Source organism: Mesorhizobium sp. B2-1-3 (assembly GCF_006442495.1).
In the GTDB taxonomy this organism is placed as follows: domain Bacteria; phylum Pseudomonadota; class Alphaproteobacteria; order Rhizobiales; family Rhizobiaceae; genus Mesorhizobium.
In genome coordinates this window covers 15,641-35,777 of the sequence record NZ_VFWL01000026.1, presented here as the reverse complement: position 1 = coordinate 35,777, position 20,137 = coordinate 15,641, and the positions used below count along the sequence as shown (strand labels likewise).

General features: G+C 60.4%; 20 protein-coding genes. 16 read left to right on the top strand and 4 right to left on the bottom strand.

What is annotated here, in order from left to right:
* Positions 1–19 precede the first annotated feature (19 nt).
* The 15 genes from FJ973_RS28865 (at position 20) to FJ973_RS28800 (ending at position 15,380) form a co-directional block, all read left to right on the top strand.
* On the top strand, positions 20–1,144 hold the full coding sequence (locus tag FJ973_RS28865) for an aminotransferase class I/II-fold pyridoxal phosphate-dependent enzyme (RefSeq protein ID WP_140558733.1): 1,125 nt from the start codon (positions 20–22) through the stop codon (positions 1,142–1,144).
* An 11-nt stretch (positions 1,145–1,155) separates the two neighbouring features.
* Positions 1,156–2,142 (top strand): ornithine cyclodeaminase family protein, encoded by a 987-nt coding sequence (locus tag FJ973_RS28860; protein WP_140558732.1) that lies wholly within the window; start codon positions 1,156–1,158, stop codon positions 2,140–2,142.
* A gap of 14 nt (positions 2,143–2,156) precedes the next feature.
* The gene (locus FJ973_RS31070) at positions 2,157–2,318 is read left to right on the top strand and encodes a hypothetical protein (protein ID WP_181170980.1); all 162 of its coding nucleotides are present in this window, start codon (positions 2,157–2,159) and stop codon (positions 2,316–2,318) included.
* 11 nt (positions 2,319–2,329) lie between these two features.
* On the top strand, positions 2,330–3,589 hold the full coding sequence (locus FJ973_RS28855) for a cysteine desulfurase-like protein (RefSeq protein ID WP_140558731.1): 1,260 nt from the start codon (positions 2,330–2,332) through the stop codon (positions 3,587–3,589).
* A gap of 11 nt (positions 3,590–3,600) precedes the next feature.
* Positions 3,601–4,722, top strand: a complete 1,122-nt coding sequence (locus tag FJ973_RS28850) for an aminotransferase class I/II-fold pyridoxal phosphate-dependent enzyme (protein WP_140558730.1) — start codon at positions 3,601–3,603, stop codon at positions 4,720–4,722.
* Positions 4,723–4,798: 76 nt separating this feature from the next.
* The gene (locus FJ973_RS31515) at positions 4,799–5,098 is read left to right on the top strand and encodes a hypothetical protein (RefSeq protein WP_246674991.1); all 300 of its coding nucleotides are present in this window, start codon (positions 4,799–4,801) and stop codon (positions 5,096–5,098) included.
* 596 nt (positions 5,099–5,694) lie between these two features.
* Positions 5,695–6,840: a glycosyltransferase family 2 protein gene (locus FJ973_RS28840; RefSeq protein ID WP_181170979.1), complete on the top strand. Its 1,146-nt coding sequence runs from the start codon at positions 5,695–5,697 to the stop codon at positions 6,838–6,840.
* Complete coding sequence (locus tag FJ973_RS28835; protein ID WP_140558728.1) at positions 6,837–7,853, top strand: glycosyltransferase; 1,017 nt, start codon at positions 6,837–6,839, stop codon at positions 7,851–7,853. Before FJ973_RS28840 ends, FJ973_RS28835 begins: the two co-directional genes overlap by 4 nt.
* Positions 7,850–8,842: a glycosyltransferase gene (locus tag FJ973_RS28830; RefSeq protein WP_140558727.1), complete on the top strand. Its 993-nt coding sequence runs from the start codon at positions 7,850–7,852 to the stop codon at positions 8,840–8,842. Before FJ973_RS28835 ends, FJ973_RS28830 begins: the two co-directional genes overlap by 4 nt.
* Complete coding sequence (locus tag FJ973_RS28825) at positions 8,826–9,929, top strand: Gfo/Idh/MocA family oxidoreductase (protein ID WP_181170978.1); 1,104 nt, start codon at positions 8,826–8,828, stop codon at positions 9,927–9,929. Before FJ973_RS28830 ends, FJ973_RS28825 begins: the two co-directional genes overlap by 17 nt.
* Positions 9,839–11,020, top strand: a complete 1,182-nt coding sequence (locus tag FJ973_RS28820; protein WP_348642408.1) for an NAD-dependent epimerase/dehydratase family protein — start codon at positions 9,839–9,841, stop codon at positions 11,018–11,020. Before FJ973_RS28825 ends, FJ973_RS28820 begins: the two co-directional genes overlap by 91 nt.
* On the top strand, positions 11,017–12,579 hold the full coding sequence (locus FJ973_RS28815; protein ID WP_140558724.1) for a glycosyltransferase: 1,563 nt from the start codon (positions 11,017–11,019) through the stop codon (positions 12,577–12,579). The genes FJ973_RS28820 and FJ973_RS28815 overlap by 4 nt, the downstream gene beginning before the upstream one ends.
* Positions 12,580–12,629: 50 nt before the next feature.
* The gene (locus FJ973_RS28810) at positions 12,630–13,574 is read left to right on the top strand and encodes a polysaccharide deacetylase family protein (RefSeq protein WP_181170976.1); all 945 of its coding nucleotides are present in this window, start codon (positions 12,630–12,632) and stop codon (positions 13,572–13,574) included.
* A complete protein-coding gene (locus tag FJ973_RS28805; protein WP_140558722.1) occupies positions 13,567–14,445 on the top strand; it encodes a glycosyltransferase in 879 nt (292 codons plus the stop codon). Before FJ973_RS28810 ends, FJ973_RS28805 begins: the two co-directional genes overlap by 8 nt.
* Positions 14,442–15,380: a glycosyltransferase gene (locus FJ973_RS28800; RefSeq protein WP_181170975.1), complete on the top strand. Its 939-nt coding sequence runs from the start codon at positions 14,442–14,444 to the stop codon at positions 15,378–15,380. The genes FJ973_RS28805 and FJ973_RS28800 overlap by 4 nt, the downstream gene beginning before the upstream one ends.
* Before the next feature lie 9 nt (positions 15,381–15,389).
* Here the strand turns inward: FJ973_RS28800 and FJ973_RS28795 are convergent, their stop codons facing one another.
* Complete coding sequence (locus FJ973_RS28795; RefSeq protein WP_140558720.1) at positions 15,390–16,619, bottom strand: ABC transporter ATP-binding protein; 1,230 nt, start codon at positions 16,617–16,619, stop codon at positions 15,390–15,392.
* 3 nt (positions 16,620–16,622) lie between these two features.
* On the bottom strand, positions 16,623–17,465 hold the full coding sequence (locus tag FJ973_RS28790; protein ID WP_181169484.1) for an ABC transporter permease: 843 nt from the start codon (positions 17,463–17,465) through the stop codon (positions 16,623–16,625).
* A 605-nt stretch (positions 17,466–18,070) separates the two neighbouring features.
* On the opposite strand from FJ973_RS28790, the gene FJ973_RS28785 reads away from it, so the two are divergent.
* Positions 18,071–19,060 (top strand): NAD-dependent epimerase/dehydratase family protein, encoded by a 990-nt coding sequence (locus FJ973_RS28785; RefSeq protein ID WP_140558719.1) that lies wholly within the window; start codon positions 18,071–18,073, stop codon positions 19,058–19,060.
* 338 nt (positions 19,061–19,398) lie between these two features.
* Here FJ973_RS28785 and FJ973_RS31660 read toward each other — a convergent pair whose 3' ends face one another.
* Complete coding sequence (locus tag FJ973_RS31660) at positions 19,399–19,524, bottom strand: hypothetical protein (RefSeq protein ID WP_263486168.1); 126 nt, start codon at positions 19,522–19,524, stop codon at positions 19,399–19,401.
* A 226-nt stretch (positions 19,525–19,750) separates the two neighbouring features.
* Positions 19,751–20,137, bottom strand: a complete 387-nt coding sequence (locus tag FJ973_RS28780; RefSeq protein ID WP_226880554.1) for a c-type cytochrome — start codon at positions 20,135–20,137, stop codon at positions 19,751–19,753.

Genomic DNA, 20,137 nt, shown 5'->3' with positions numbered 1-20,137 from the left:
GAAGAGGAATCGTACACACATGCAGATCGAAGAATTCACCCTCGAACGCATCCAGTCGCTCTACGAGAACATCGTCGAGTACAACCTCTCCGATAGCGGGGTACACCCCTATTCGCTCAACGAACTGCTGAGCCCGGAGGAACGCGAAAAGGTGCTTGCCGCCGAACTCGGTTACGGCTGGACGAACGGTGCCGTCGTCCTTCGCGAGGCGATCGCGGCCACATACAAGAATCGTACGGCCGACGAGGTGATGGTCACCAACGGCTCGGCCGAAGCCAATTTTCTGATGGCGATGACGCTGCTGGAGCCGGGCGACGAGATCATCGTCGTCGTCCCCAACTACCTGCAGATCAGGGGATGGGCGAAGGCGCTCGGCGCGGTGGTACGTGATGTGCCGCTGCGCGAGGAACTGGGCTGGCTGCCCGATCCGGCCGACATCCGCGCGGCGATTTCGCCCCGCACCAAGGTCATCACGCTCTGCACGCCCAACAATCCGACCGGACGCGTGGTGCCGGCGGACCTGCTCGGGGAAATTGTGGCCATCGCACGCACCAACGGCATCTGGCTACATACGGACGAGGTCTACAAGGGAGCCGAATACGGTACCCTCGAGCCGCCGAGCAGCGTCGACCTTTATGAGAAAGCCATCGTCACCAGCGGCTTGTCGAAGGCGATGGCGATGCCGGGCCTGCGCATCGGCTGGCTGGTCGGCCCCGCTGCCGAGATCTATGCCTCCTGGCAGCGCAAGGACTATACCTCCATCACTACCGGCGCGGTCAGCGAACTGGTCGCGTCGATGGTGTTGCAGCCGGCGCGCCGCAAGGCGATCCTCGACCGCAGCCGGGACCTCCTGTCACGCAATGTCGACATGATGGTGCGCTGGGTCCGCGCCAACGAGGGGCTGGTCTCGCTGGCGCCGCCGCAGGCAGGCGGCATGGCGTTCGTGCGCTATCACTTGCCGATAAATTCGACCGAGCTGGCGCATCGCGTCAAGGACGAGCAGGGCGTGCTTGTCGCGCCGGGCGACGTCTACGGCATGGACGGCTATTTCCGCGTCGGCATCGGCGCGCCGGCGCTTGTCCTGGAAGGCGGGTTGGAACGTGTGCAGCTCTTCCTGCGCGGCCTTGCCCGCTCGGCGGCCTGAACGGAACGACCATGGCTAGGTCAGCCGCAAACATGCCGGTCATCCTCGACCGGGCGGAGATCCTGCGGCGGCTCGACCACGCCGCCGGTATCGCGGCCGTTCGCGAAAGCCTCGTCGCCTACAGCGCCGGGGCAGTCCAGCAGCCGCCCGTCGTGCATATGGGATTCGCGGCGGCGAACGGCGACTGCCATGTGAAATGCGCCCATGTGCCGGGCGCGCCGATCTTCGTCGTCAAGGTCGCGACTGGGTTCTACGACAATCCGACCAAGGGCCTTCCAAGCGGCAACGGCATGATGGTGGCGCTGTCGGCCACGACAGGCGAACCGGTAGCGCTGCTGTTCGATCAAGGCATGCTGACCGACTGGCGCACTGGCTATGCCGGCGCGCTGGCGACCCGGCTGTGCTGGCCTAAGGGCGCGACGCGCCTCGGCATCGTCGGCACCGGAACCCAGGCACGCATGCAGCTACGCGCGCTGCGAGCGCTGGCTCACGGCGAGCCGCTTTCGGTCGCGGTATGGGGCCGCTCGCCAGCGGCAGCGGGACGCTTCGCCGCCGACGTGGCCGATCTCGGTCTCCAGGTATCGCCAGTCGGCTCGCTCGCCGACCTTTGTTCCGATTCACAAGTGATTGTCACCACGACGCCCGCGACCGCGCCGCTGGTGCGCGCTGAATGGATCGCGCCCGGCACGCACATTACAGCCGTCGGAGCCGATGCGCCCGGCAAACAGGAATTGGAGAATACGTTGGTCGCGCGTGCCGACACGTTGCTCGCCGATTCGGCCCTGCAGAGCATCGACCATGGCGAGTTCGCTCATGCCATCGCGGCCGGCCTCGTCGAGCCAGAGCGGATCGGTGAGATCGGCGTATCGCTGCGGACTGGCTCATTGACGCGCAAGCCTGGCGACATCAGCATCGCCGACCTGACCGGCCTCGGCGCAGAGGACGCGGCAATCGCCGGCGCCATCCTCGCGAGCGCCGGCACAGCCGCAACCTCTTGACCTAGGGCAGAACCATGTCGAACGAAGGTGACATCGCCGCCGCTGCCGCGCGTTCCGTGCGGGCGCATGCCCGCATCCGCGGTCATATCGCGAAGACGTCGCTGCTGGGCGCGTGCGGCGGGAATTTCGACTACGACGAACTGACGGCCGCGATCGCGGCGGTGCGACCGACCTGAAAGGGAATTCCATGACGACTGGACGATGGGACATCGAGGCGGTGCGCGGGGCCTTCCCGGCGCTGGCGATCACCGACGACGGCAAGCCACGTATCTATCTCGACGCGCCGGGCGGCTCGCAAGTACCGGCACGCGTGGTCGAGCGCATGAGCGAGGTGATGCTGCGAAGCTGCGCCAACGAGGGCGGTGCCTTCCACACCTCGCGTGATAGCGACCGCATCTTGGTGGGAGCGCATGCAGCGGCGGCCGCCTTGCTCGGTGCACAGCCGGACGAGATCGTCTTCGGCCTCAACAGCACCTCGCTGATCTTCCATTTTTCGCGCATGGTGGCACGCGACTGGAAACCGGGCGACGAGATCGTGCTTACCCGCATGGACCATGATGGCAATGTCGGCCCGTGGATCATCGCAGCCGAGGAACGTGGCGTCACCGTCCGCTGGCTCGAGTTCGATACCGAAACCTTCGAATATCGCTACGACATGCTGGACGAACTGATCGGCCCGCGCACGCGTCTGGTTGCCTGCAATCACGCGAGCAACATCTTTGGCACCGTCAACGACGTTGCCCGTATCGTGGCTGCTGGTAAAGCTGCCGGCGCCGTCACCATGGTCGATGCCGTGCAGTCGGCGCCGCATTTGGCCCTCGACGTGTCGGCGATCGGCTGCGACCTGCTCGCATGCTCTGCCTACAAGTTCTTCGGTCCGCACGCCGGGGTCATGTATATACGGCCGGAGCTGCGCGACCGGCTCACGCCGCTCAAGGTGCGGCCCGCCTCCTTCGACATGCCGTGGCGCCACACCCCCGGCACTCCCTCCTTCGAGGCGCAGGCCGGCACGCAGGCGGCGATCGAGCACATCGCTTGGCTCGGCGAGCAGTGCGCCGGCGTCGACGTTGCCGCGCCGCTGCGCCAGCGCATCGTGGCGGGATTGGAGGCGGCGACCGACTACGAAGCCGGACTGATGGACCGGTTCCTGGCGGGTGTTGCCGGCATTCCCGGTTTCAAGCTCTGCGGCATCGCCAGCCGCAACCGGCTGGACGCCCGTGTGCCCACCTTCAGCTTCCGGCTGGCCAAGAAGTCGCCGCAGGAGATCGCAGCCGCGCTGGCGGGCGAAAACATCTTCGGCTGGGCCGGCGATTTCTACGCTTATGAAGCCTCCGGCCTGCTCGGCCTGCGCGAGCAAGGCGGAGTCGCTCGGCTCGGCCTATCGCATTACACCACAGCAGACGAGGTCGACCAGGCCGTTTTGGCCGTCGCCCGGCTGGCAGCCTGACGGGGGAAAGCATGGACTACGCACGCATGGTGATCGAGAAGGAATCACCGGAGGAATACGGCTATGACCGCATTCGCTTCAACCTGTCGGAAAGCTCCGTACGAGACCGTAAGCTGTCCGATTTCCATCTCTCCGTCCCTGACCTGCTGCTGCCCTATGGCGAGCATCGCGGCGACCCTGAGCTTCGGGCGTTGGTAGCCGCGCAGGGCAAGGGCCTCGGCCCCAACGACGTTTTGGTGGCCGCCGGCGCCGCTGGCGCGCTGTTCATCATCGCCACCACGCTTCTATCGCGCGACGACCATCTTGTCGTGGTGCGGCCGAACTATGCCACTAACATCGAGACGCCGCGCGCCATCGGCTGCGGCATCACCTTTATCGACCTCAAATTCGACGATCGGTTCGGCCTCGACATCGATGCCGTCGCCAGCGCTCTGCGCCCGAACACCCGCTATGTCAGCATCACCTGCCCGCATAACCCAACCGGCACGATGATCGGCCGCCCTCAACTGGACGCGCTGATCGCCTTGGTCGAAAAGGCGGGATGCAGGCTACTGGTGGACGAAACCTACCGCGACCTGACCCATGGCGAGATGCTGCCCCCCGCCGCCTCGCTCAGCCCCGCCGCGATCAGTGTGGCTTCGCTGTCCAAGGCTTACGGCGCGCCGGGCATCCGCGTGGGCTGGATCATGACGCGCGACGTGCACTTGATGGAGCGCTTCCTGGCGGCGAAGGAGCAGATCGGCATTTGCGGCAGCGTCGTCGACGAGTGGATCGGCGCCCGCATCCTGGAACGCCGCGACGCCTTCCTCGCCGCGCAGGCGCCAGTGCTGGCCGGACGCCTTGCCATCATGCGCGATTGGATTGAGAGCGACGAGCTGATCGAATGGGTCGAGCCCCAGGGCGGCGTGGTCTGCTTCCCCCGTTTCCGTCATGGTCCGGGATTCGATTTCGACGACTTTTACGCCGACCTGCTGGAAAGCTATGGCACCTATGTCGGTCCGGGCCACTGGTTCGAGATGCCGCGCAACCACATGCGTGTCGGCTTCCTCTATCCTCTTGAGGACGAACTGCGGGGTGGCCTGGCGGCGATCTCCGCAGCGATTCGCAAGCATTCTTCCCGGCAAAGGTCGTGACATATACGGCGATGTCCTGCCGCCGAAGGCGGCCGTTGCCGGGGCACCGGGTGAGGCCGACGCGCGCCCTTCGACGATGGCAGTAAGGTCTATCTGGAAATTCCTGTGCCGCATCGATCAGGGCGAGGCACCCCCGCTCTTCATCATCGGGCGGGCGGAGGCAGCCAGCGACAAAGCGGCGCCTGATCCTGGGCTGCAGATCACGCTCGCGCATCAACCGCCTGACCTTCTTGGGGCTGACGACGATGCCGCGCTGCCGCAGCGCCGCCTGCATGCGGCGATAGCCGTAAGCTTCGAAGCTGTCGGAGATTTGACCCATCGTCTCGACGAGCGCTGTGTCATCCACGGCGGTGTCGGGCTGATCGTAGTAGGTTGATCGCGCGCCATCAGCCGGCAATCCTGCTTGTTCAATTTGTCCGGTCCCAGGGGCGAACTCCAGATGGAAGGCGAATTTCCGCAGTCTTGGGTGCGATTCAGTCAGCTCGTGACATTCGTGAACGCGCGCAGAAAAGAGACCGTTTATTCTCGCGGCATCCCGAAACCGTCGCGAATTTTCCTTAACGGGTACCGCTTTTGACGATCTATCTACTCGCCATCCAGGGGCATAGATTGCAGGAACAGGAGATACTCTCGGATCCGCCACTCTGCGTGGGCGGCTCTACGCACGGGCGAGATCATTTTGGGTCACTTAGTCAGGGTGCAGCGTGGGCTATTGCGTGAGTTTTCGAACCCCAAGTCGGCCAGGGGCGAAAGGAAAATACGCTATGGGCTGTGGCACAAAGAGAATGGATCGGCCACCTAAGAAGGCCGGGCGAGGGCCGTCCAGTGTGCGTGGCCCAAAATGTTAGTGAGCCGGACAACGGCCGTTTAGCAGTACATGCAGAGCTCAGAGGCCGGGTGACAGTGAAGGGAAGTGGCCGCACCAAGGGGAGTTGTTCTACGAGCAACTCACAATGTCCTACTCACGCATTCGTGGCTGTCATTATCCCTGCCTACAACGCAGAACAATTTATCGAACGCACCTTGGCGTCGGTGATAAACCAGACATACAGAAACATCGAAATAATAGTCGTTGACGACGGTTCGATTGATGAAACTGCATCAATTGTCCGCCGACTATCCAATGACGATCCGCGTATCAAGTTGCTACAACAGAAGAACAGTGGCGTCGCGTCGGCGCGGAATACGGGGATACGTGCAAGCAAAGGAATCTATATAGCTCCTATAGACGCCGACGATCTCTGGCACCCAACCAAACTCGAAAAGCAGCTGCGTGTTTTCGCTGCAGCAGGCAATGATGTTGGGCTTGTCTATACGCTTTACCGGACGATTGATGCCGATGATAAGGCGATCATTACGCCTAAGCGCATGCACCCGCACGGATGGGTATTCATGCAGCATCTCGGACAGAACTTTATCGGTCACGGAAGTTCGGCAATGTTCCGGCGCGATGTCTTACTCGAAATGGGTGGCTATTCCTCGCGACTGCGCGAAAACGGTGCGGAGGGTTGTGAGGACTTCTTCCTCCAATTGAGTATCGCCTCGAAATACCGATTCGATGTCGTCAAGGAGCACTTGGTCGGATACCGCCGAACGCCAGGAGCTATGTCGCAAGATTTCGTCCGAATGCTCATCTCGCGTCGGATGGTGCTCGAGAGCCTCTTTGCTCGCTGCAGCGAGATGGTGAGCCCGATCCTATCGGATGTGATGTTCCGTAACGATGTCGAGATCGCCAGGCTCGGGCTTAAAAGGCGCCGCTTTGCTGCCGTCGGCATGAACTTCGCCAGAGTGCTCTGGCGATCGCCCTCGCAGTTCGCGAAAGTCGTCGGTGCGACGCTCGCCATTTTCCGGCGCAAGGCGAAGCAAGGAACCAAGCTGGAACGCGAAGGCCGCAGCTCGGGGATCGGGAAACCGTTCTGGGACTACGCTGTCGATGAGCTTTTCGATCGCGGCGAGAATACCGATTACCGTGCCTTGCTCAACAATCTGGCTGCAATGGACAGCAAACTTGGACCCTGCGGAGGCTATTTGGCGCAGCATCCCGAACGAGGAACCTTTGCAATGCCCCAAGAGGGCAGCGGCTCAGACAGCCCGTTTCTCCTTAGAGGCTTGGAATGAAGAAGCTGCTGCTGTCGGAAGAGCAGATGTCGTCGGGCCGCAATTTGGCTCAGAGGGCAGAATGCACTTTTGAGCGGACAGTGAATGAACCGACGGTCAGTGTGACCGTGCTCATTGTCACCTACAATCACGCTCGCTACGTAGCGGCAGCGATCGACAGCGTTCTCATGCAAGATACGGAATCCGGTGTCGAGATCCTGATCAGCGAAGATTTTTCGACGGACGGTACCCGGGAGATCGTGGAGCGGTATGTATCCGATTATCCCGAAAGACTATCGGCGATCTATTCTGGCAGCAATTTGAGATCCAACGAGGTCGTTGCGAGAGGACTCCGGGTTGCGCGCGGGCGCTATGTCTCGATCCTTGATGGCGACGACCTGTGGACATCCAAGACCAAGCTGCGAGATCAGGTGGCCCATCTTGACGCGCATCCTGAGCTCTCGGCCATATTTTACAATGCGCTCGTGGCGCACGGCGACGAGATCACGTCGCGGCGGTGGACGCCACGGGATCAGAAGCCCTTAATCACACAAAGGGAAATTTGGGAAGGCAATCCCTTCGCCACTTGCGGCGGTATGATGCGAACCGCGTGCGTTCGGGATGTACCGTCTTGGTATGCAGATTTCTTTCCGATTACTGATTGGCCGCTGTATGTGCATTGCGCAAAGGCAGCAGACCTCGCCTTTGTCGACGAGGTGGCAGGTATCTATCGTCTGCACCCGGGTGGGCTTGTATCGGCGCTGCCAAGCCCGCTCAGGCTTGATGCGATCGAGGGATTCTACCGGCGAATGGCGAATGTCATGGATGCCCGTGGGGCACAGTTTGCCCGTGGCGGCTGTTCCCGCTACTTTTACGAATGGTCGAAGCAGTATCTGAACGGAGGTGACTTGCCGTCGGCCAGATCGTGCCTCCTACGATTGCTGCGAAGCGGCACTGGCGGAAACAACGTGCCGAAACGCGATATCGCGCGGTTGGCACTGCTCCTGCTGAAATCCTCGGTGCTCGGGAGATGACGGCTTTCCGCAACTTCGAGAATCGCGATCCGGTCCCGTCATTGCCACAGGGGGCTGTTCGTCCGAAGTGGTCGGTGATGATCCCCGTCTATAATAGCGCCCGCTTTCTTGCCTCAACGCTGCAAAGCGTGCTCGCGCAAGCCCCTGACCCGGCTCATATGCAGATCGAAGTGGTTGACGATTGTTCGTCCGACGATCCGCAAAAAGTCGTGAACGAAATCGGGGGAAGGCGTGTCGGCTTTTTCCGCCAGCCGCAAAACCTCGGCCACATCGGCAACTTCCATACCTGTCTGAGCCGAGCCCAGGGGGAACTTGTCCATCTCCTGCACGGCGACGATGCCGTCCGACCAGAATTTTACGAATTGCTCGGTCGGGGTTTCGATGCGGATCCGAGAGTAGGAGCGGCGTTCTGCCGGACGGTCTTCATGGACGCCCACGGACAGGAGTTGTCGATCGAACCTGCAATGCAGTCAATCTCCGGAAGGCTTGAGAATGCGGTGGTCCGATTGGCGCTCGAACAGCGCATCATGACGCCGTCCATCGCGGTCCGACGCGCGGTCTACGAAGAACTCGGCGGCTTCGACCGGCGGCTGAAATGCAGCGAAGACTGGGAGATGTGGATACGCATCGCTTCTCGTTTTCCTGTCTGGTACGAACCGCAAGCCCTTGCGCTTTATCGGATGCACCCGCAATCGAACACAGGGCGCCATATCCGGAATGCCGCGGACATGGCCTACACGCGAATGGCGATTGATATTTTCAAGAGCTATCTTCCAAGCGAACTCGCGGACGATGTCGCCGCATCGGCTCGGCGGACTTATTCGCAAAGCGCTCTCGAAACCGGACGGCGACTGCTTGGCTCTGGTGATTGGGCTGGATGCCTCGCGCAAATGAGTGAAGCCTTCCACCTCGATCCGTCGCTCAAGACAATTGGACGTATGCTGCGGCTCGTTGCGAAGCAGGGAGGCGAGATTGTCCGCCCAAATTGAAACTGTGCAACGGCAGCCGGCACGGCTGCGGCAAGGTGAGCCTGTCCGTCTCGTTTTGGCCGGATGTGGCGCCGTCACGAAGCTCTACCATGCGGAAGCGCTGTCGCGCCTTCAAGGCAGAGGCCAGATCGCAGTCGCAGCCATCTTTGATCCCGAAGCGAAATCGGCCGCGGTCGTACAGGCGCGGCTGCCCGGAACGAAGGTTGCAGCCAGTTTCGACGGCCTTTTGGCTGCGGGCGCCGATGTGGCGATCATCGCTTCGCCGCCTCGATACCATCTTGATCAGTCGATGCAGGCGTTGCGGGCCGGCATGCATGTTCTATGCGAGAAGCCGATGGCCACGAGCAGCTCCGACGCGGACCTTATCCTCGCGGTAGCGGCAGCCAACAACCTGCATGTGGCAACAGGCCTCGTCAGAAGGCAGTTCCCTGCCACCCGATCGATAAAGGCCATGGTCGAGAGTGGATTGATTGGAAAGATCCAAAGTGTCTGTTGTTTTGAGGGTGGCCCTTTCCAGTGGCCTGTCGCTTCGACGAGCTATTTCAGCCGCGCGGAATCCGGCGGTGGCGTGCTTCAGGACATAGGCACGCATTGCCTCGACCTCCTGACCTGGTGGTTCGGAGAGCCCCATGAAATCCACTACGCCGATGACGCAATGGGCGGCGTCGAGGCGAACTGCCTTGTCCGGTTAGGTTTTGGCGGCTTCGAGGCAACGGTCCGGCTGAGCCGTGATTGGGCTCGTCCGAACCTTTACCGTCTTGAGGGCGAACGTGGCTCGATTTCTTGGGCAGTCAATGAGACTGAGCTTGTAGAGATCGCCTTGAAAGGATGCCGCACGGCAGCCACCGCCTCCTTCACCAACACCGACGACCGGTCGCGCGATTTCGTCGACGCGTTCTGCGATCAGATTTCGGACTTGGTCGACACGGTCCGAAATGGAACCCTCCTTTCCGGGTCAGCCACAGCGGGGCGCAACGTGCTCAAGCGAATCGAGGAATGCTATGCCAGACGGAAACGGCTGGACATGCCTTGGCTCGGAGCAGAAGACTTTCGCCACGTCATTGCTTCCGCCGAGACCAGACAATGACCGGCACTGTTGCCGTGCTTGGCGCCAACGGCTTCATAGGTTGCCGGACAGTGGAGTTGCTGCATCTTTCCGGCTGGGCTGAGGTGAGGCCGATCGTTCGCAGGCCGAGTGCTTTCGCCAGCCTGTCCCGCTTTGCGATCGATGGAAGGGTGGCGGACGCGCATGACGTTCCGGCTCTTACTGCGGCCCTTCTTGGCTGTCAGTCCGTTGTTCATGCAGTTGCCGGTGATAGTCGCACGATCGTCGATGCCGTCGAGCCTGTCTATCGTGCCGCCGCCGCTGCGGGCGTCGTTCGCCTGGTCTACCTCAGTAGCGCATCCGTTCATGGCCAATCGCCGCCGCCCGGAACGGACGAAACGAGCGCGCTGCACGACGGCCAGACGGTCGAGTACAACAATGCCAAGGTTCGTGCTGAACGTCGTCTCGGGGAATTGTCACGGGACGGTGCAGTCCAGGTGGTGGTGCTGCGGCCCGGAATTGTCTTTGGCCCGCGCTCCAGCTGGACGGGGGGCTTCGCCAACGATCTCCTCGACGGCTCTGCCTATCTGGTGGATGGCGGCCATGGCATCTGCAACAGCGCTTATGTCGACAATGTCGTTCATGCGATCAAGCTTGCCATCGAAGTGCCCGAGGCGGCTGGGCGAACCTATCTGGTCGGGGACCGCGAACGGATAAGTTGGGCAGATCTTTGCCGCCCGATCGCCGAGGCATTGGGCTTCGACCTGGCTGCGATTTCGGTTTCCGCGCCATTGTCATTCGCGCCGAACTGGACACAATGGCTGAGAGATGGCGACCTTTACCGGCGGCTTGTCCGAAGCCTCCCGAGACCCGTTCGTAGAGGACTAAAGGTAGGCTATGCCGAGTGGCGGAAATCAGGGCTCGATCAGAGGCCGCCTATGGCTCCAAAGATCAAGGTATCTGAAGAACGTGCGCTGTTGCACCGGTGTCGGGTGAAACTCCCGTCGGCCAAGGCCGAGCGCGAGCTCGGATACCAGCCGGTGGTCGGCTTCGAGGAGGCATGTCGGCGCTCAGTCGCATGGCTAACCTTTGCCGGCTACCCGACTGCGCGGAGCCAAGTGGGCGAAAGATGACCGTCAGACCCGCCGCAGCCTGTGTCTCGGTTGTCATTACGACCTATAACCATGCTCGATTTCTCGCGGAAGCGATCGACAGTGTCCGGAACCAGAGCGTGCGGCCCGATGAGATCATCGTTGTGGACGATGGTTCGTTGGACAATCCCGAAAATGTTGTTCGCCGGTATGTCGACGTCCACTACATCCGCCAAGAAAACCAGGGTTTAGCCGCTGCCCGCAATACGGGAATGAAAGCAGCACGTGGCGAATTCATCGCGTTCCTGGATGCCGATGACAGGCTGCGCCCGACGGCGCTCGCTACCAATCTTGCTTTGTTCCATGACAGTCCGGATTGCGCCTTGGTCTATGGAGCCTATTGCTACATCGATGAGGCCGGCGCAGTCAGGAATTCAGTTCCGCTGAGGCCGGTGGGAGAGGACCCGTATGCCGGATTCTTGACCGGCAACCTGATTGGAATGCATGCGACAGTGCTCTATCGGCGTAGCACATTGGAGGCTGCTGGCGGATTTGACCGATCCCTGCGGGCTTGCGAGGATTACGACGTCTACCTTCGCCTGTCTCGGGCAAACAAGGCCGCATGCACCCCGGAGTGTCTCGCAGATTACCGCAGGCACGCAACGAATATGTCCAACAGCAATCCGATGATGTTGCGCGCGGCGCTCAAAGTCCTTGGCCGGCAGAGGAATCTTGCGCGGACCAATCCAGACTGGACGGTCGCCTACCATCAGGGCGTCGAAAATTGGAAACGCTATTATGCGCACATGCAACTGGGACAGCTTAGTACAGCGGTTCGATCCCGTTCTTCGCTCGGCGGTCAGCTCCTGAACACCATTGCCGTTTCGCTCGCAGCGCCATTGCAGACCACCATGATGCTGCGGCAGCGTTTCAAGGGCTGGTCAAGTCGGCGCCGATCGGGCGTCCGGTTCGGTGACCTCAGCCGCCCGCTGCCCTTCAGTACAAATTTCGGTTTTGATCGCGGCAAGCCAGTGGACCGCCGCTATGTCGAGACTTTCCTCGCATCATGTTCGCTGAACATATCCGGCAGGGTTCTGGAGATCGGGGACAACGCCTATACGACCCGCTTCGGAGGCAGTCGAGTTGCCAGGAGCGACGTTCTAAACCGATATGAAGGTCACCCGCTGACAACCTTCGTGGGCGATCTGGCCAACGGCGACGACCTGCCGCCCGAGACATTTGACTGCATCGTGCTCACCCAGACACTGCACCTCCTTTTCAACATGCCTGTCGCGGTTGCAACCCTATGGCGGATGCTGAAACCGGGAGGCGTGCTTCTGGTCACGGTCCCTTGGGTAAGCCCGATTGACCGAGGAGAATGGGGCGAGAGCTGGTTCTGGTCGATAACCCCGGCGGCACTGGGCCGGCTTCTCTCAGACAGGTTCGGGGTGGAGAATGTCGAAGTCCGCCACTATGGAAACGCCTATTCGGCTACCGGGTTTCTCTATGGCTTGGCAGAACATGAGCTGAATTCGGCAATGCTCGATGTGCATGACCCATGTTGCCCGGTGATTGTCGCCGCGCGCGCTTTCAGGCGATGAGCGGCGTGACAGTGCGTCAAGCTCTTAGCAAGCTCCTGCGACGGGGCCGATTGCTTGCCGGTTACAACCGGCCGCTCGTGCTGATGTATCATCGCGTCGGAGAGCCACGCGTCGATCCTTGGGAACTCTCGGTCTCGCCACAAAATTTCGCACGCCAAATCGAAATCCTGACAAAGGCGCGCGATATTGTTCCCCTGCAATGGCTGGCACAACGGCTTCGGGACGGAAAGCCAGCGAGAAATGCCGCGGCAGTTACCTTTGACGACGGTTATGCGGATGTCGTGCAAAATGCCGTGCCGGTCATGCTACGCATGAACGCTCCTGTGACCGTCTTCGTCACTACCCACGCGCTCAGCGACCCCTCAGTGTTCTGGTGGGATATTCTGTCGCGCATCACTTTGGAAACGCCTGCTCTCCCGGAGAGGCTCGCGATCCAGATCGCGGGCCGAAACTATGATTGGCTCCTGACGGAGGACGCCACGCGCGCGAAATCGAATCTCGTCATCAGCCGCACGGCGCTCCATTTCGGCTTGCACGCACTGCTGAAGCCGTTGAGAGTACACGAACGGAGTAGGGCGCTGCAGCAACTGGCAAGATGGGCAGGAACCGACGCCAGCCCCCGAAGGTGTGACCGCGCCATGACTCATTCGGAGCTGCGGCATCTCGCCGACACCGATGGCGTTTCGATCGGTGCCCACACCTGCACGCATCCATCCCTGCCGTTGCTGAAACGGGACAGTCTTGAACGCGAGATCTCCGCTAGCCGCCAACAATGCGAAGAGATCACAGGGCGGAGGGTGGCGGGATTCGCATACCCCTTCGGAGACTTCGACGACAGCACCGCCGAAGCGGTAAGATCTGCTGGCATGGACTATGCAGTAACCACCCTGCCGCGTGAAGCTGGGCTCAGGGTCGACCCCTTCCGACTGCCGCGGGTCACGGTCGCTGATTGGGGTGAGAGAGAGTTCCGGCGCGCGGTCCTTTGCCATGGCTGACCATGCATGCCGAGAACCGCGCGTCACGGCAATCATCGTCGTGTTCAACGGCGAGAGATACCTCCGGGAAGCTATTGACAGCGTTGTAGGTCAAAGCTTCACCGACTGGGAACTCCTCGTCGTCGACGATGGCTCGACGGACCGTTCATCTGTCATCGTGCGCGACTATGCGCAGCGCCTGCCAGGCAAGGTGCGACTACTCTCCCATCCCGACAAGGGCAATCATGGTATTAGCGCGTCGCGCAACCGCGGGCTGGCCGAGGCGCGGGGCGCCTATGTCGCGTTTCTCGATGCAGACGATACATGGCTGCCCGAAAAGCTGTCCGAACAAGTCTGCATCATGGAAAGTGATCCGGCGCTCGGTCTAATCTACGGCCGGACGTTGATCTGGCATAGCTGGGCAAAGCTTGCTGGTCGTGCGGACTACTATTACCCGCTCGGAGTCGAACCGAACGCCCGATACGATCCGCCCGTGCTGCTGGAACTGCTGCTGCAGAACCAAGCCCAGACGCCGACAACTTGCAACGCCCTGATGCGTTCAAGTTTGTTGGCAACGCTCGGGGGATTCGAGAACAGCTTCCGCCTGATGTTCGAAGACCAGACTTTCTTTGCGAAGGCGCTCGCATTCGCGCCCGTCTACGTGTCCGGCCAGACCTGGGCGAGATACCGCCAGCACGTCGAAAGCTGCTCTGCCGCTTCTGCCAGGGTAGGCGCTGACGAAGCCGCGCGTATCACGTTTCTCAGATGGCTGAATGGGGTGATGGCGGATCAGGGCGCCTCCTTCCGCATTCGTTCCGCAATCTGGAAAGTGCTCGCGCGCGAAACCTGGAAGACGAGCAAGCGAAGCATCGTAAGACGGCTGCAGCGATGACTTCCGTGCCGCGGGTGACGATCATAACCCCCTTCCTCAATGCGGCGTCAAATCTGGGTGAAGCGATCGCCAGCGTCCGGGCCCAGACGATTGCAGATTGGGAGCTCTTGCTGGTTGACGACAATTCGACGGACGACAGTATCATGATCGCCAATGATGCCGCGGCAATCGATCCTCGAATTAAGGTGCTGCGCAGGCCTCCCGGATCCAAGCGTGGCGCCGCGGCAGCGAGAAACGCCGGAATAGCGGCCAGCTGCGGCGATTTGCTTGCCTTCCTGGATGCAGATGATTTGTACGAGCCGCATATGCTGCAGACGGTCCTGGCGGCAGCCGATGCCAACCCGGATGCCGCAATGATTTTCGGGCCGACCAAATGGTGGTACCCGGATGGAGCGCGCTCCGACTGGGTCGAGCCGACGGATGGACTTGCCGCACGCTTACATCAGCCCCCCCGGCTTTTGGGTCGGCTGCTGCTGATGCAGGACGGCCACGTTCCGTGTACCTGTTCCGTGCTCTTGCGGAGAAGCGCGGTTAGCACGGTTGGTGGCTTTGAGGAGCACTTTGAGCTCTATGAAGACCAGGCTCTGTGGGCGAAGCTATTCCTGCGATTCCCAGCCTTTATCACTCCTGTAACTCTCGCACGTTACCGGCAGCATTCCAGTTCGGCCTCGGCGATTGCCACTCAGCGAGGGCTCTACGATCGGATGGGGAAACACCCCGCCCGCGCCGCTTTTCTGGACTGGATCGCGGAGCATATGATGGAAAGTGGAACGCGGGATTTCCGCCTCCAATTGGCGCTGCGGCTGGCACGCGCGCCCTATGTCACGCCTGCAACGATCGGAAGCAAAGCCGAACAGCTTGCCCTGAAGATCATGATGTGGACAGCAAAGCAGCGGCGCAGGGTTTGGCGACAGCTTGCGCACGTGGACAGGTGAAAACAGGCGTCACTTCCTGACCACCCATCGATGCGGGAAGCTGACATTGCCAAAGCCAGGCTGGGCGCTGACCGGTCGATCGTCGAGCAAACCGGGCATGACATCGAACACAGCGGCCGTCTCGACATGGTCTTCGACCACCCTGTCGTCCGCCACCAGCGCTACGTCAATCCTGTAGCGCCCTGGTCTCAGCATAAGGCTGTCCACATGTACCGTGTAGACTTCGCCGTGACGGTCATGCAGGGAATGCTCCCGGCTATCAAATGAGGTCACAGGATCCCCGAGATCATCAATGATAGTCACAAGGCACTGCAATGTTTCGCGCGGCCCATCAACCTGAAGCCGAAAAGTTGCCGGCTGCCCGGACGCGACGGGACCCATTTCATTGAAAACTTCGATGCCGACCACACGGAGGCGGCCGCGCCCGGTGCGCGTGGATCGCACACTCAGATCGGTTCCTGCGCGGGCCTCAAGCGTCTGGAGATAATCCCGGACCACGTCCTGAGTCGGACCGTCCGCCTGGATCATCCCGCCGTCGATAAGGATTGCGCGGGTGCAAAGTCGCTGCAGAACCGGCATCTGGTGACTGACGATCAGCACGGTGCGGCCTGTCCCGGCGATGCTCGCTGCCTTGGCGATGCATTTCTTCTGGAACGTGGCATCGCCGACGGCCAAGACCTCATCGACCACCAGAATGTCGGGATTGACGTGGGCGGCAATCGCGAAGGCCAGACGCAAGTACATGCCGCTTGAGTATCGTTTGACAGGCGTATCGAGAAACGGCTCGACCCCGGAGAAATCCACGATCTCGTCAAGCTTGGAATTGATCTCGATGCGCCGCATGCCGAGTATGGCCCCGTTGAGATAAATGTTCTCACGGCCGGTCAGTTCGGCATGGAACCCCGTGCCGACCTCCAGCAAAGCTCCCAGCCGTCCATGTATCGTCGCGCGGCCGGAAGTCGGCTCCACGATCTTCGCCAGTATCTTGAGAATGGTGCTCTTTCCTGCACCGTTGGGACCGATCACGGCAAGGACTTCGCCTGCGTGCACCTCGAAGGAGACGTTTTTCAACGCCCAGAACGGCTCGTCCGCACCTTTGCGGTGGCTTGTATCGGCCTCCCCGCGAAGACCCCGCCTTTTGCTGGCGAGCGCGTCTCGCAGCGTGGGGAAGCTGTTGTTCGCCACACCAAGTCTATACGCCTTGGAGAGATTGGCAGCCTGGATCACGATGTCGGTCATCACTCAGATCAGGTCCGGAAACGCGCGTTCGGATTTTGAGAAGATAGTCAGTCCGGCAACGAGAAGGGCTAGCGAGGAGAGCGTTGATATCGAGATCATGAGCCAGTCCGCAGGCGTGCCCAGCACGCTCCAGCGGATGGCTTCGACTGTCCCAACCATTGGGTTCAGACTATAGAGCGGCCGCCACAATTGAGGAACGAGATTGGCTGGATAGACGATCGGGGTCATGAACAGAAGTATCTGAAGGCTGAACGGCAACAGATAGCCCACATCGCGAAAGCGAACGTTGATCGCCGACAATGCCACGCCCACTCCAGTCGCTGACGCAGCCATTACGAGCACGAACAGCGGCAAGAAGACTGCTTGTGGTGCCGGCCAGCTTCCGAATGCCAGCATGGCGGCGAACAAAAGAGCGAAGCCGACGAGCATATCGGTCAGGCATGAGGCCATCGTGGAGATGGGAATGATCAGACGCGGGAAATAGACGCGTTTCACCAGTTCCTGGTTTCTGACGAGGCTGCCCGTCATGCTGGCGACGGCTCGCGAAAAAAAACTCCATGGCACAAGCCCACACAGAACAAATAGCGGGTATGGCGCGCCGTTGGACGAAATGCCTGCGAGCTTGCCGAAGAAGATGCTGAAGACCGACATAGCAACGAGCGGCTGCAGCATTGCCCAAAGGATGCCCAGATAAGTCTGCCGGTATTTGACCTTGAAATCACGCCAGGCCAGGAAGAACACAACTTCCCGATATCGCCAAAGCTCGGAAGGTTCGAACAGTCCTCGCTTGCGGGACGGATCGATGATTGTCACGACAGCTGATTGCGCGCCTGTCTGGTCCGACACGATGATGGCGTCCGCCTCCCTTGACAGCCCCATTGAGGCTTACATTTCCGCGCAGTGCAATCAGCACTTTTGATGGTGCCTGCCGTTCACGAGCCTCACCATTCGAGAGCGCATACCAGCCGCCCTCAATGCTCGACCAGATCCTCCGGAGGCGCGAGATCGCGCCGCATATCCCCGTTGTTCGATAAGTCCAATCGGAAGGAGGGCATTTCTCGCACACGGACTTTATATTCGATCCGGATGCGAACGAACACCTGCCCGGGCCGTCTGAGTTTCTACCGCTATTCTCCCACCTGTGCTGGGTTGTCGAGGATACATTTCCCTATTGAACTTGTGGTGATGTTATGCCCATCGAAGATAGTCAGGCTACAGAAATCTTTCGTTTTTACAGTGTAGTGTATGCACTGCACCGCTGGTGACAGGGTCCTTAAGATGTGCCATTGTCCAACGGGGTGGTACTATTTGCGCGGATTAGGGTTGTTCGGGCGATGCGCGTTGCGCGAACCATCATTGCGTGGAGGGAGTGACATCTCATTGGAAATTCAGACGGCTTGACGAGTCAGCGTTCATAGCTCCTGAGCAAGCTGCAAAGCTTTGGGTCGGAAATGAAAAGTGTTCTTGTCGCGGGAGCAGCCGGGTTCATCGGATCCCACCTGGTTGATCGACTGTTGTTAAGGCAAGAAATCAATCGAATTGTTGCTGTTGACAATTTCTGGACTGGTACGCGTGCCAATCTGGATCATATCGCCGACCCTCGCTTGGTCGTGATAGATGTGGCTGTTGAAGATTTTCAGCAGGGGAGCCTTTTTGACGAGATCTATCATCTCGCCTCGCCTGCTTCGCCTCCCTGGTATATGCAAGATCCGGTACGAACCATCTCGGCCAACGTAATAGGAACTATGCGGCTTCTGACCCTTCTTCGCGCCGGGGGCCGCTTCTGTTTCACGTCCACGTCTGAGGTTTACGGCGATCCGCTGGTAACGCCGCAACCGGAAACTTATAGGGGCTCCGTTGATTGCACCGGGCCGCGTTCATCGTATGACGAAGGTAAGCGTTGCGCCGAGGCCCTGCTTTTTGAGAGTAACCGATTGAGCGGGCTCGACATTCGAGTTGCAAGATTGTTCAACGTCTACGGACCTAGGACACGACCTGACGATGGACGTGCAGTATCAAATTTCATCACGAATGCGCTGTTCGGCAAACCTATAATCGTTTTTGGCGACGGCTTGCAGTCGCGGAGTTGGGGATACGTCAGCGATATCGTGGACGGCCTAGAACAATTCTTCTGGGGGAAGGAGCATGGTTATATTGGTCCCCTGAACATCGGAAACGATCGTGAGATTTCCGTTGTCGATGTTGCCCGTTACGTCGCTGGCTTGGTGCCAGGCACCAAAATCGTGCATGTTGATCCGATTCCCCAAGATCCGACGAACCGCTGTCCGGACTTAACCCTAGCGCGGAGGATCATCCCCGGCTGGGCCTGTCAAATACCTCTTGAAGAGGGTGTGCGCCTCACCCTGGACTGGTTTCGCCGCCAGCAACAGAACGACTTGTCCAGTGTCTCCTCGGACTCGATGGTTGCCGCATCGGTGTGAGTGGGATCCGCCCCGATAAAATGTGACCGAAAAAGGGGAGAAATGTGCTCGCCGCAATCCGGATTCTTCGACCAACGTCGCGGTATGCTCAACCGGCCAGTTCGATGCTGTGAACGCGCGCTTCCGCGCATCGTTCAGGGCCCACCAAAGGCGACATACAAGTGCGGAAGGCTCCTCCGCGGCAATGCATGCTCCCAGCAACTCCTCCAACGCGTGGTCGGCAACCTTATGGGTGTTCGAGCGGCGCGGATGGCCTCGGCGACGATTCCAGTTCGTGATGGTCACTCACATCTTGCGCTGGCAGGTAATAAAGCCCGTACGATCGGAAGGCTGGGCGATCAGAGGCAGTGGCATGTCTTGATCAGGAAGATTACTCCCACGGAGTAAGGCAGGGCTAAAAGCCCCAAGGCGATCCAGAAGCCGGGTTCGGCCATTGCGGCGAGATCTGACAGAAGTTGCTTCATGTCGCCTCAGTCCTCGCCCCTGATCGCTCCGCATCCGATCCACAAGGAAAGAGCCCGCTCTTGAGGGAGGGGGAAGCGGGCTCTTGGCTGGGGCTTATGACCCAGCAGCACGGCGGACTTGAATTTGTACTGCGCCGGCTGCTGTCCAAACCATAATCGGGCAGCTTTGTTCCCCGTCGTCGGCTATGGTCCTGGGCGCAGCCCGTGGTCCCGCCGAGGCGGCGGTCTATCTCAAAGCATAGAGATAGGCGGCGATGTCACGCGCTTGCTGCTCGGTGATGCCGGTGGAGGGCATGGCGGTGTGCGGATTGATGTCCCTTGCTGACCGTATCCAGTGGATCATGTTCTCCGGATTGTTAGCCAGCACACCGCCAACATAGATCCTGTCAGATAGACTGGCGTCCAGGCGTGGGCCGACGTGGCCTACCGCACCGGGTACACCGGTGATGGTGTGGCAGCCGGCGCAGCCATTCGCCAGCATGATCGGTATCGCACGTGCACCGACGCCGCCGGTAGCGGCATCCGCCTCTTGCTGCACCCGACGGGCTCGGTCGGCCCACAATGCGAGCGCGCCGCCCGCGACGACCAGCAGAATGCACACGGCGATGATCAA

Excerpts from the sequence above, each read along its gene's own strand:
- FJ973_RS28815 (WP_140558724.1), top strand. The coding sequence starts at position 11,017 with ATGACCGTCAGACCCGCCGCAGCCTGTGTCTCGGTTGTCATTACGACC.
- FJ973_RS28800 (WP_181170975.1), top strand. The coding sequence starts at position 14,442 with ATGACTTCCGTGCCGCGGGTGACGATCATAACCCCCTTCCTCAATGCG.
- FJ973_RS28830 (WP_140558727.1), top strand. The coding sequence starts at position 7,850 with ATGACGGCTTTCCGCAACTTCGAGAATCGCGATCCGGTCCCGTCATTG.
- FJ973_RS28850 (WP_140558730.1), top strand. The coding sequence starts at position 3,601 with ATGGACTACGCACGCATGGTGATCGAGAAGGAATCACCGGAGGAATAC.
- FJ973_RS28835 (WP_140558728.1), top strand. The coding sequence starts at position 6,837 with ATGAAGAAGCTGCTGCTGTCGGAAGAGCAGATGTCGTCGGGCCGCAAT.
- FJ973_RS28805 (WP_140558722.1), top strand. The coding sequence starts at position 13,567 with ATGGCTGACCATGCATGCCGAGAACCGCGCGTCACGGCAATCATCGTC.
- FJ973_RS28855 (WP_140558731.1), top strand. The coding sequence starts at position 2,330 with ATGACGACTGGACGATGGGACATCGAGGCGGTGCGCGGGGCCTTCCCG.
- FJ973_RS31660 (WP_263486168.1), bottom strand. The coding sequence starts at position 19,524 with ATGAAGCAACTTCTGTCAGATCTCGCCGCAATGGCCGAACCCGGCTTC.
- FJ973_RS31515 (WP_246674991.1), top strand. The coding sequence starts at position 4,799 with ATGGCAGTAAGGTCTATCTGGAAATTCCTGTGCCGCATCGATCAGGGC.
- FJ973_RS28795 (WP_140558720.1), bottom strand. The coding sequence starts at position 16,619 with ATGACCGACATCGTGATCCAGGCTGCCAATCTCTCCAAGGCGTATAGA.
- FJ973_RS28820 (WP_348642408.1), top strand. The coding sequence starts at position 9,839 with ATGCTATGCCAGACGGAAACGGCTGGACATGCCTTGGCTCGGAGCAGA.
- FJ973_RS31070 (WP_181170980.1), top strand. The coding sequence starts at position 2,157 with ATGTCGAACGAAGGTGACATCGCCGCCGCTGCCGCGCGTTCCGTGCGG.
- FJ973_RS28860 (WP_140558732.1), top strand. The coding sequence starts at position 1,156 with ATGGCTAGGTCAGCCGCAAACATGCCGGTCATCCTCGACCGGGCGGAG.
- FJ973_RS28785 (WP_140558719.1), top strand. The coding sequence starts at position 18,071 with ATGAAAAGTGTTCTTGTCGCGGGAGCAGCCGGGTTCATCGGATCCCAC.
- FJ973_RS28865 (WP_140558733.1), top strand. The coding sequence starts at position 20 with ATGCAGATCGAAGAATTCACCCTCGAACGCATCCAGTCGCTCTACGAG.